We start from the raw sequence: 10716 nt of genomic DNA, 5'->3' as shown, positions 1-10716 counted from the left end.
TGGCCGCCATCCGCAAGCTGTGGACGGAGGAGAAGGCCGAGTTCCACGGCGAGTTCGTGGACTTCGACCCGGTGTACGCCTGGCCCAAGCCGGTACGGCGGCCGCACCCGCCGATCTACGTCGGCGGCGGCCCCGCCGCTTTCCCGCGCGTCGCCGAGTTCGGGGACGCCTGGCTCGCCAACTCCGTACCGCCCGCCGACCTCGGCGCGCAGATCGAGCGGATGCGCGAGACGGCGGGCCGCGAGGTGCCGGTGACGGTCTTCGACACCACGTACGAGCCCGAGGACATCGCCGCCTACCGCCAACTCGGTGTGGAGCGGCTGCTGTTCGAACTCCAGCCGCGCCCCGAGGACGAGACGCTGTCACAGCTGGACGAGATGGCGGCGGTCGCCGCTGCCGACGCCCTGTGATCTGCGGGTGCCGACACTGACGAGCGCGCGGGCCAGGGGCCTGCTCGCGGCGAGCCGCGTGCTGCGCCTCGCCACCGCCGACGCCGCGGGCCGCCCGCATCTGGTGCCCGTCGTCTTCGCCCTGTCCGGCGACACACTGGTGCTGGCGGTCGACCACAAGCCGAAGCGCACCACCCGGCTGAAGCGGCTCGCCAACATCGCCGTCAATCCGGCCGTGTGCCTGCTCGCCGACGGCTACGACGAGGACTGGGACCGGCTGTGGTGGGCCCGCGCCGACGGCCGGGCCCGGGAGCTGCCGCCGGCGTCCGAGAGCGCCGTGTCGGCGGGGCACGTGGCTCTGCTGGTGGCCAAGTACCCACGGCAGTACGCGAACCGGCCGCCGGCCGGGCCGGTGGTGGAGGTCGCGGTCAGCGGCTGGAGCGGCTGGACGGCGGCCGAGGCGGACTGATCCCCGGCGTCCGGCCGCCCGCCCGGCCGCTCAGCCGTCGGTGAGCCGGTGCAGGCGTACGTCGCTCAACTCCGGCCCCGTCGAGGGCGTCGTCGCCACCTCCGCCGTCAGATACGTGCGGTACGGCTGACGGCGCCGGTCCGTCGGGGAGCCGGGATTGAGCAACCGCAGCCGCCCGTCGTCGGCGTACGAGTCCCACGGGATGTGGCTGTGCCCGAACACCAGCACGTCCAGATCGGGGAACCGCTCGGCGCAGCGCCGCTCCCGCCCCTGTGCCGGTCCGGTCTCGTGGACGACACCGAAGCGGAGCCCGCCCAGCGTCACGGACGCCACCTCGGGCAGCCGCGCCCGCAGTTCGGCACCGTCGTTGTTGCCGTACACCCCGACCAGCCGCGCGGACCGCTCCTCCAGCAGATCCAGGGTGTCGGTGTCCACCCAGTCCCCCGCGTGCATGACCACATCGGCCCGCGGAATGGCGTCGAGCAGCTCGGCGGGCAGCCGTTTGGCCCGCTTGGGGAGATGGGTGTCGGACATGATCAGCAGCCGCATGTACGCACCCTAGTGAGTACGGCGGGTCAGGGCCGGTCAGTCCGACGGCAACAGGCCGTGCCGCATGGCCGTCGTGACGGCCGACCGGTGCGCCGCCGCGCAGCCGGGACAGCAGTGTCGTGGCGACCGAAGGGGCGAGCACCGTCTCCCTACGACGGATGCGCCTGCCTGGGCGGCGGCGACGGCCAGCCGTGCGTCAGAAACCATGGCCGCAGACTAGTCCGGCAGCCATGCCCTACGGCTTCCGCACCACCAGCAGGCACCCTTGCAGGAACCGCTCGCCCTCCCCGGGCGCCCGCACCAGCCGGAACACCTCCACCAGACCGTGCGGGCCGAGCAGTTCGGCCAGCCGCCCGGCCGACCAGCGGTAGCCGGTGGCGACTGCGTGGTCGAACTCCTGGGGCTGCTCGGACGTTTCGTCGTCGGCGTGGAAGAAGCCGAGCAGCAGATGGCCGCCCGGGGCCAGCACCCGCCCGAACTCGGCGAAGATCAGGGGAAGTTCCCCGGGCGGGGTGTGAATGACCGAGTACCAGGCGACGATGCCGCCGAGCGCGCCGTCCTGGAGATCCAGCGCGGTCATGGTCCCCTCGTCGAACCGCAGCTCGGGATGCGCCTCCCGGGCCAGCGCGACCATGGCGGGCGACAGGTCGATCCCGAACACATCGAGCCCGAGATCCCGCAGATACCCGCTCAGCCGCCCAGGCCCGCACCCCAGATCGGCGACGGGCCCGCCGCCTCCGGCCAGCACGAACTCGGCGAAGGCGCCGAGCATGGCCCGGTCCAGCGTCGCGCCGGCCAGGGCGTCGCGGAAGAGCGTGGCGTAGCGGCCGGCGGCGGCGTCGTAGGAATCGCGGGTGGTGAGCAGATGGCGGGCGTCGGTCATGCCGCGGGCTTCCATTCCTTGACGAGAAGACCGAGCAGCACCTCGTCCAGGAACTCGCCCATCACCCAGGCCGAGGAGCGCAGCACGCCCTCACGGACGAATCCGTTGCGCTCGGCGGAGCGGAGCATCGCGGTGTTGTCCGACAGGGTCTCGATCTGCAGCCGCTGCATGCCGCGGACGACGAACCCGTACTGGCACAGCACCCCGACCGCGTCGGTGCCGTAGCCCTTGCCGCGGGCGGACGGCAGCAGTCCGAGCCCGACGTGCGCGTACCGGTTGTGGTTGTCGATGCCCCACAGCGACGCGGCGCCGAGCAGCGCGCCCCCGTCCAGCGCCACGATGGAGAAGGGGACGTTCCCCTGGTCCTCGTCGTCCACCACCGCGGGCGACGCCTTCGACCCGGGCGTGACCGGCCGCCACGGCCGCCCCTCGGCCCGCGCGGCGTTGACCACGTCGTCGTAGAGCTGGGTCTCAAGGACCGGGATGTCGTCGTCGTGCCGGGCCCGGAGCCCGACCTTGTCGCCCATTAGCATGCACGCTTCCTATCCGACCGAGCTGACCTGCGGCAACCGAATTGGTGTCGGCCCGGCGGAGGTGCGCGCAGCCGCGCGGCGTTTATGAGTATTGGCTTAAGGCTCGCGTGGAAAACTGGATCCCGGGCATGGGCTCGAAGTGGAAGGTATCTCTCCAGCACACTCCGGAAGAGCCGCCGAAGGCTCCGTACTCGCCCCGCCGCGGCCGGTGGCCACCGCGCCGCCGCCCGTCGCCGGGGGCCGGGGCTATCCCTCCGCGCTGCGGGGGCGCGGGCGGGTCGGCGGGGTCGACGGGTTGCGGACGCTGGCCGTTCTGCTGGTCATCGTCTACCACCAGGAGCCGGAGCTGCTGCCCGGCGGCGCCCTCGGGGTCGATGTCTTCTTCACGATCAGCGGATTCGTCATCACCCGGCTCCTCGTCGCCGAGTTCGCACGTACGGGCGACATCGCCATGCGGCCGTTCTACTGGCGGCGCTGGATCCGGCTCGTCCCCGCGCTGCTGACGCTCTGCGTGGTGTGCGCGGTGCTCGCCTTCACCGGGCTGCCCGGTTTCGACGGCGCGTGGGCGTCGATCGCCCTGTCGGCGACCTTCCTCGTCAACATCGTCCGGGCGGTGCAGCCCGGGCTCTACTCCGACAGCACCTCGCTGCTCGCGCACAACTGGTCGCTCGGGGTCGAGGAGCAGTTCTACCTGCTGTGGCCGCCGCTGCTGCGGGTGCTGCTCGGCAAGGTCAGACCCCGTACCGTGCTGCTCTGGACGCTGACCCTGTGTCTGCTGCCCGTGGTGTGGCGGTGGGAGCTGTGGAGTCCGACGGCGGCGCACCGCATCTACAACGGCACCGACACCCGCGCCGACCAACTGCTGGCCGGCGCGCTGCTGGCTGTGGTGGTGGCCCGGCTGCACGCCGAGGACCGGCGCCTCGTCGCGCTGCGGAAGTGGTCCGCGCGGCTGGCCTGGCCGGCGCTGGCGGTGCTGGGGCTGATCGTCTGGCAGATCCCGATGACCAGCGCGAACGGCTGGACGCAGGCCTGGTACACGGTCGGTTTCCTGGTGACGGCGGTCCTGTCGGCGACGGTGGTCGCCTCGCTGGAACTCCAGCCGCGCTCCTGGCTGTCCCGGGGCCTCTCCCTCGCGCCCGTCGCCTGGGTCGGCCGCAATCTCAGCTACGGGCTCTACCTCTGGCACTACCCGCTCGGCCGGCTCCTGCACGACCTCGGCGTCCGCGACACCTGGCTGCTGTACGCCACCCTGGCCGCGAGCTTCGCCGCGGCGACGGCCTCCCACTACCTCGTCGAGCGTCCGCTGACCCGGCGGCACAGCAGGCGCGCGAAGGCCGCGGTCGTCCGTCCGGTACCGGCGACAGCCCAGTAGCCGGCACCGGGAGCGCGGTCAGTACCGGTGCAGGTCGCGGCGGGCCGCCATGAGGATCTTCTTCGTGTTGGACGCCGACTCGGCCAGCGCGACCATGCGGTCCATGGCCTCCTTGTGCTCGCTGACCTCGTTCACCTCGTCGAGGTAGAGCGCACCGGTCAGATACTCGATGTACACCATGTCGGGGACTTCGGGAACGTCGAAGCGGAACAGGACGAACGGGCTGTACGTACCCGGATGGTGGCCCGCGGCCAGCTCGGCGATCTGGAGCGTCACGTTCGGCAGCTCCGTCGCCTCCAGCAGCTGCTCCACCTGCGCGCGCATGATGTCGGGTGACGAGCCGACAGGTCTGCGCAGCACCGTCTCGTCCATCACCACCCAGAACGTCGGCGGGTTCTCCTCGCGCGTCAGCAGCGCCTGGCGCTCCAGTCGCAGCGCGACCGTACGGTCGATACGTCCCGGATTGGCCCGCCCCACCTCACCGCTGGTGAGGATCGCGCGGGCGTACGCCTCGGTCTGCAGCAGGCCGGGCACGAAGTGCGGCTCGTAGCAGCGGATCGTCTTCGCCGCCTCTTCGAGGCTGACGTAACCGCTGAACCAGTCCGGCAGCACGTCGTGGAAGCGCTGCCACCAGCCTGGCTTGTTCGCCTCGTCCGTCATCTGCAGAAACGCGCTGACGTCCGCGTCCGGAACCCCGTAGGCGGGCAGCAGGATCTGCAGGTACGGAATCTTCAGCGCGACCTCGGCCATCTCCATGCGCCGGACCGTCGCGGCCGTCACATGCAGCAGTTTCGCGGCCTGCTCACGGGTGAGACCCGCCTTGTCCCGCAGGGCGCGAAGCTGCCTGCTGAGTACGAGTTGACCTATTGTCGGGGCCGATCTGGCTTCGCTCACACCCCACCCCCCAGCACCGCCATGGCCGCAGTCTGCCATAGGGAGATCAACACGAACCCTCTGTTGTCGGTGGTTCTTGAATTGTGAACCGAAACGAGTCGAGTAAGCGCTTTCAAGCCATTTGGAATATGCCATGGTCACACCGGTGACGATCAGCGCGTCGCCGGGTCGTGCCAACTGGTGGGACCATGCACCCACACCTACGCAACTCCGCAACTCGGCACCGGCAGAGGAGCTTCCGTGGATCGCGACACGAACACCGACGACGAGCAGCGGCTGCGCGGGGCGCTGCTCAGCCGGATCAGCAGTGAGATCGCCGACAAGGGCTGGGCGCGCTGCCCCGCCTCCACCCCCGAGGAGCGCACGCTGCTGCGCGAGGTCGGCCGGGCGCTGAGCGAACGATGGGGCCGGGTGGTCCAGGTGGAGGCGGAAGACGCCTGTTCCATGCTCTTCCGGGACCTACCGGGGTGAGTGACACCCTTCCGGGGTGAGTCAGGCACCGGTACGGACAAGTCGGGCATCGGTACGGACAAAGAGCGGCGGCACAGGACACCAAAGTGAACCTCCGGCGTCAGGAGAGGTACCTTCCAGTGACCGGTTGATGGATGAGGCCGATAGAATCAGCCTCTGCCGTTATCGAGAGCTGGAGTGATCTGGAGTGACGCGACCGCGTGTGGGTGTGGCGGTACTGACCATGGGGACCCGGCCCGTCGAGCTGAGGGCACTGCTGGACTCCGTGGCCAAGCAGCGTGAGTCCGCGCACCGGATCGTGGTCGTCGGCAACGGCGCCCCGCTGCCCGAGCTGCCCGAGGGCGTCGTCGGTGTGGAACTCCCGTCGAACCTCGGCGTCACCGGCGGGCGCAACGTGGCCATGCGCACGCTCCAGGAGGCCGGTGACATCGACATCCTGGTCGACCTCGACGACGACGGCCTGCTCATCGAGGCCGACGTGATCACCCGGGTCGCCGATCTGTACGAGGCGGACCCGAAGCTCGGCATCGTCAGCTTCCGCATCGCGGACGAGACCGGATTCACCCAGCGGCGGCACGTCCCCCGGCTGCGCGCCGACGACCCGATGCGCGGCGGCGAGGTGACCACCTTCCTCGGCGGCGGGCACGCCCTGTCCATGCCGATGCTGGAGCAGACCGGCGGCTGGCCCGAGGAGTTCTTCCTCACCCACGAGGAGACGGACCTCGCCTGGCGCGCGCTCGACGCCGGCTGGACGATCCGGTACGTGCCCGAGCTGGTGCTCCAGCACCCGCGTACGTCCCCCGCGCGGCATGCCGAGTTCTACCGGATGACCGCCCGCAACCGCGTATGGCTGGCGCGGCGCCATCTGCCCGCCCTGCTCGTGCCGCTCTACCTCGGTACGTGGATCCTGCTGACGGTGGCCCGCACGCGCTCGCTCAGCGGGCTGCGCGCCTGGTTCGGCGGCTTCTTCGAAGGCGTACGGACGGCGTGCGGCGCGCGCCGGCCGATGCACTGGCGCACGGTCCGGCGGATGACGGCCCTGGGCCGACCCCCCGTCATCTGACGCTCGGCCGGGCGGACTTGTTGCCTGTGGGCCGCTGAGGTTAGGTTTCCCTCACCTTGCCCGGAAGGTCTCCGGGTGACTTCGGGGAGGCCGCTACACGTGTCCACGACCACGTCCAGAACCTTCACCCGCCGGATCACCGTCGCAGCGGCCGCCACCGCGTTCGCCGTCTCCCTCGCCGCGTGCGGCAGCGACGACCACGAGCAGGCGGACGGCGGCAGCGCGTCGGACGGCGCGGGAGCGGCCGGTACGCACACGCTGTCCACGGTGATGGGCGACGTGAAGGTCGGCAACGCCCCGAAGCGCGTGGTCGTGCTCGACACCGACGCGCTGGACTCGGCCGTCACGCTCGGCGTCACCCCCGTCGGCGCCACGACCGTCGTCGACAAGGCGCCCGTCTCCACCTATCTGCCGGCCGCCGCCGTCAAGGGCGTCAAGCCCGTCGGGCTGATCGGCGCGCCCAACCTCGAAGCCGTCGCCGCGCTGAAGCCGGACCTCATCCTGAGCAGCAAGGTGCGCGACGAGAAGAGCTATCCGGCGCTGTCGCAGATCGCCCCGACGGTCTTCACCGACACCACCGGCCCGACCTGGCGCGAGAACTTCGACCTGCACGCGGACGCGCTCGGCAAGAAGAACGAGGCGGCCAAGGTCGTCGCCGACTACACCGCCCACGCGGGGCGGGTGACGGACGCGCTCGGCGGCGCCGCGAAGGCGAGGCGGACCACCTTCGGCTTCGTACGGTTCGTGGAGGGCGCCGACACCCGGCTCTACCTCAACGACACCTTTGTCGGCTCCGTCTTCAAGGACCTCCAGGTCGGCAGGCCCGCCAACCAGGACAAGGACGGCTTCTCGCTCGACGTCAGCCCCGAGCAGATCGACCAGGCCGACGCGGGCGTCATCTTCTACTCTGCCTACGGCGACCCGAAGAAGGCCAAGGAGACCGACACCGTCGCCGGGCCGCTGTGGCAGAAGCTCGACGCGGTGCGGAAGGGCACGGCCTTCAAGGTCGACGACAACCTGTGGATGCTCGGCATCGGCTACACCGGCGCGAACAAGGTGCTGGACGAGATCCAGAAGGACCTCTCGAAGTAGCGGAGTCGGCGCGGAAGACCCCGTCAGGACCGCCGCGCCCCGAACGTCGTCCAGGCTGCCCGTTCCGGCACCCGCAGGACGGTCCGCGCCGCGACCGCGTTGAGGATGGTCGCGGCGCGCCACGCCCCCAGCGTCAGATCGGGGGCGCTCACCCCGTGCGTGTGCAGCTCGGCGTTCTGCACGTACAGCGCGCCCCGCACCCGTGGGTCGAGGGCCACCCGGTACGTCCCGTCGATCCGGTAGCGGCCCCTGTCGTCCCAGTCGATGAGCTTCGCCGGCCCGTCGCCGTCGAGGAAGTCGGGTCTGGCCGCCGCGTAACCCGTCGCGGAGACGATCGCGGACGTACGGATCTCCATGACCGTGTCCTGCTCGGTGTGCCGGCAGGTCAGTACGTACCCGCCGGCGCCGTCCGGTCCTTGCCCCTTCTCCGGTGCGACGCCGACGACTTCGAGTCCCGGGTGCAGCGCGGCGCGCGGCTCCGTGCCGCCGATGGTGCGCTCGTACAGCTCGTCGTGTATCTCGGCCAGCGTCTCCTCGCTGACGCCCTTGTACAACTGCCACTGCTCACGCACGAGTTCGTCGCGCCGGGGCGCGGGCAGGGTGCGGAAGTAGCGGATGTAGTCGGGGGTGAAGTGCTCAAGTCCCAGCTTGGAGTACTCCATCGGCGCGAACGCGGGGGTACGGGCGAGCCAGCGGACGTACGGGCCGCCCGCGCCGTCGCCGTCCTGGTGGCGCAGCAGGTCGAGGGCGACCTCGGCCCCCGACTGACCGGCTCCGATGACGGTGACGTCGTCGGCCGCCGCCAGCTCCGCCCGGTGGGTGCGGTAGTCGGCGCTGTGCAGGATCCGGCCCTCGTGCGCCGGGGTGAGCAGCGGGCGCAGCGGTGCGGGGACGACCGGGAGGGTGCCGACACCCAGCACGATCTGGCGTGCGAGTAACCGCGTCGTACCGCCCTTGGCCGAGCGGTACGTGACGGCGAAGGCGTCCGCTTCGTCGTCCCAGTCCAGTTGGGTGACGCGGGCGTCGAAGCGGCAGCTGGCCAGCCCGTCGGCGACCCACCGGCAGTAGTGGTCGTACTCACGGCGTGGGATGTGGAACCGCTCGGAGAAGAAGAACGGGAACATCCGGTCGTGCGCGTGCAGGTAGTTGAGGTACGACCAGGGGCTGGTCGGGTCGGCCATCGTCACCAGGTCGGCGAGGAAGGGCACTTGGAGGACGGTGCCCTCCATGAGCAGCCCGGGGTGCCAGGAGAAGGCGGGCTTCGCGTCGAGGAAGAGCGTGCGCAGCTCGGGGGCGCGGTCGCAGAGGGCGGCGAGCGAGAGGTTGAACGGGCCTATCCCGACGCCGACCAGGTCGTACACGGATCCCTCTTCGCGCGTCGGCTCTTCGTGCGCCTGGTCTTCGGGCGCCGGCTCTTCCTCGTACACGGACTGCCCTTCGTCGACGGCTTCCACGGCCGGTGAGTCGGTCACCGCGCGTCCTCCTCGGCGGCGCCCGCGGCCACGACGGCTGCCAGCAGCGCCGCCACCTGTTCCGGGGTGGTGTGCGGATTGAGCAGGGTCAGTTTGAGGCGCACCCGTCCGGGGCCCTCGCCGGGCAGTTCGGTACGGCCGACGACGGCGCGGCCCTCGCGCAACAGCCGCCGCCGCAAAGAGGCGTTGATGTCGTCGGTGCGCGCCGGGTCCGCGGGGCCCGTGGGGACGTAGCGGAACAGGAAGGCGGTCAGCACCGGTTCGGCGTGCAGTTCGAGCCGTGGGTGGTCAGCGACGGCGCGCGCGCCCGACCACGCCAGGTCGTGACAGGCGTCGACCAGCCGGCCGAGTCCTTCCCTGCCGAGCGTGCGCAGGGTGACCGCGATCTTGAACGCGTCGGCGCGGCGCGTCGTGCGCAGCGAGAGTCCGAGCAGGCTCGGGTAGCCGGCCTCCTCGTCGTCCACCGGGTTCAGATAGACGGCGCGGCGCGCGAGCGAGGCGTACGTCTCGGCGCGGCGCACCAGGAACACCCCGGCAGCGGCGGGCTGCCAGCCCAGCTTGTGCCAGTCGAGCGAGATCGAGTCGGCCAGCGCCAGCCCGTCCAGGAGCGGTGCGAGCCGGTCGGACAGCAGGGCCCCACCGCCGTACGCGGCGTCCACATGCAGCCAGGCGCCGTGCGCTGCCGCCAGCGCCGCGCACGCGCGCAGCGGGTCGATCGCGCCGGTGTCGGTCGTACCGGCCGTGGCGACGACGGCGACCGGCAGCTCGCCGCGGAGCGCGCAGCCTTCCAGCGCGGCCTCCAACGCGGCAGGATCCATCCGCTGTTGGTGGTCGACGGCCACCGGCACCACGGCGTCCTCGCCGAGCCCGAGCAGCGCGGCGGCGCGCTGTACGGAGAAGTGCGCCGCTACGGACGCGAGGATCCGGGGGCTGCGCCCCTGCCCGGCGCCCGGCACCCCGGTGAGTTCGACCTGGCGCCCCGCCGAGCCGCCGACGACGCGGTCGCGGGCCAGCATCAGCCCCATGAGGTTGGACTCGGTGCCGCCGGAGGTCAGCACACCGGCCGCCGACTCCGCTTCGTACCCGACGAGTTGGGCCAGCTCGGCGAGGAGCAGGGTTTCCAGGGTGGTGGCCGCGGGTGCCTGGTCCCAGGAGTCCTGGGACGGGTTGAGCGCGGAGACGGCGAGATCGGCGGCGACGGCGACGGCCAGAGGCGGGCAGTGCAGATGGGCCGCGCAGGCCGGGTCGGCCGGGTCGGCGCTGCCGTGGGCGAGCAGCTCGGTGAGCCGGTGCAGCGCGCCCGCGTCGCCGCCCCCGGCGCTCGTCGGGCCCGTACCCGTACCGGCGCCCACACCTGCTCCCTGGCCCGGACCCGCCGCGTTCCGGAAGGCGGCAGCGACCGCTGTGGCGATCTCGTCGGGCTCCCCGCCCTGGACGGGGCCGCCCCGGCGCGCCGCGCCCTCGGCGAGCGCGTCCAGCACCGTACGCACCAGGGGCTCCAGCGCGGCGGCGCCCCCGGTGCCGCCGGC

General features: G+C 71.6%; 12 protein-coding genes. 6 read left to right on the top strand and 6 right to left on the bottom strand.

Annotation, left to right across the window (positions count from 1 at the left end; genetic code table 11):
- On the top strand, positions 1–410 hold a 410-nt coding region (locus HY68_RS11345), incomplete at its 5' end, for an LLM class flavin-dependent oxidoreductase (protein ID WP_157874439.1).
- Positions 411–417: 7 nt separating this feature from the next.
- Complete coding sequence (locus tag HY68_RS11340; RefSeq protein ID WP_041987629.1) at positions 418–858, top strand: TIGR03668 family PPOX class F420-dependent oxidoreductase; 441 nt, start codon at positions 418–420, stop codon at positions 856–858.
- A 30-nt stretch (positions 859–888) separates the two neighbouring features.
- Here HY68_RS11340 and HY68_RS11335 read toward each other — a convergent pair whose 3' ends face one another.
- The 3 genes from HY68_RS11335 to HY68_RS11325 form a co-directional block, all read right to left on the bottom strand.
- Positions 889–1407: a metallophosphoesterase gene (locus HY68_RS11335; protein WP_041987626.1), complete on the bottom strand. Its 519-nt coding sequence runs from the start codon at positions 1405–1407 to the stop codon at positions 889–891.
- Between the two features lie 235 nt (positions 1408–1642).
- Positions 1643–2290, bottom strand: a complete 648-nt coding sequence (locus HY68_RS11330) for a class I SAM-dependent methyltransferase (protein WP_041987624.1) — start codon at positions 2288–2290, stop codon at positions 1643–1645.
- A complete protein-coding gene (locus HY68_RS11325) occupies positions 2287–2823 on the bottom strand; it encodes a GNAT family protein (RefSeq protein ID WP_041987622.1) in 537 nt (178 codons plus the stop codon). The genes HY68_RS11330 and HY68_RS11325 overlap by 4 nt, the downstream gene beginning before the upstream one ends.
- Before the next feature lie 208 nt (positions 2824–3031).
- Here HY68_RS11325 and HY68_RS11320 point away from each other — a divergent pair, with 208 nt between their 5' ends.
- Complete coding sequence (locus HY68_RS11320; protein ID WP_241778538.1) at positions 3032–4195, top strand: acyltransferase; 1164 nt, start codon at positions 3032–3034, stop codon at positions 4193–4195.
- An 18-nt stretch (positions 4196–4213) separates the two neighbouring features.
- Here the strand turns inward: HY68_RS11320 and HY68_RS11315 are convergent, their stop codons facing one another.
- A complete protein-coding gene (locus tag HY68_RS11315; protein ID WP_041987619.1) occupies positions 4214–5089 on the bottom strand; it encodes a helix-turn-helix transcriptional regulator in 876 nt (291 codons plus the stop codon).
- A gap of 240 nt (positions 5090–5329) precedes the next feature.
- Here HY68_RS11315 and HY68_RS11310 point away from each other — a divergent pair, with 240 nt between their 5' ends.
- The 3 genes from HY68_RS11310 (at position 5330) to HY68_RS11300 (ending at position 7715) form a co-directional block, all read left to right on the top strand.
- Entirely contained in the window at positions 5330–5560 is a 231-nt protein-coding gene (locus HY68_RS11310) for a hypothetical protein (RefSeq protein WP_041987617.1), read from the top strand.
- A 187-nt stretch (positions 5561–5747) separates the two neighbouring features.
- Positions 5748–6623: a glycosyltransferase family 2 protein gene (locus HY68_RS11305; RefSeq protein WP_241778537.1), complete on the top strand. Its 876-nt coding sequence runs from the start codon at positions 5748–5750 to the stop codon at positions 6621–6623.
- Between the two features lie 99 nt (positions 6624–6722).
- Positions 6723–7715, top strand: coding sequence for an iron-siderophore ABC transporter substrate-binding protein (locus HY68_RS11300; protein WP_241778536.1), 993 nt, complete (start codon positions 6723–6725; stop codon positions 7713–7715).
- A 23-nt stretch (positions 7716–7738) separates the two neighbouring features.
- Here HY68_RS11300 and HY68_RS11295 read toward each other — a convergent pair whose 3' ends face one another.
- Both HY68_RS11295 and HY68_RS11290 read right to left on the bottom strand, forming a co-directional pair.
- Positions 7739–9187 carry a SidA/IucD/PvdA family monooxygenase gene (locus HY68_RS11295; protein ID WP_241778535.1) on the bottom strand — a complete coding sequence of 483 codons (1449 nt, stop codon included), beginning with the start codon at positions 9185–9187 and terminating at the stop codon, positions 7739–7741.
- Positions 9184–10716: pyridoxal-dependent decarboxylase (locus HY68_RS11290; RefSeq protein ID WP_078863913.1), on the bottom strand; the 1533-nt coding region annotated here is incomplete at its 5' end. The genes HY68_RS11295 and HY68_RS11290, both read right to left, overlap by 4 nt.

Source organism: Streptomyces sp. AcH 505, from assembly GCF_000818175.1.
In the GTDB taxonomy this organism is placed as follows: domain Bacteria; phylum Actinomycetota; class Actinomycetes; order Streptomycetales; family Streptomycetaceae; genus Streptomyces.
This window is presented reverse-complemented; position numbering and strand designations above follow the sequence as displayed.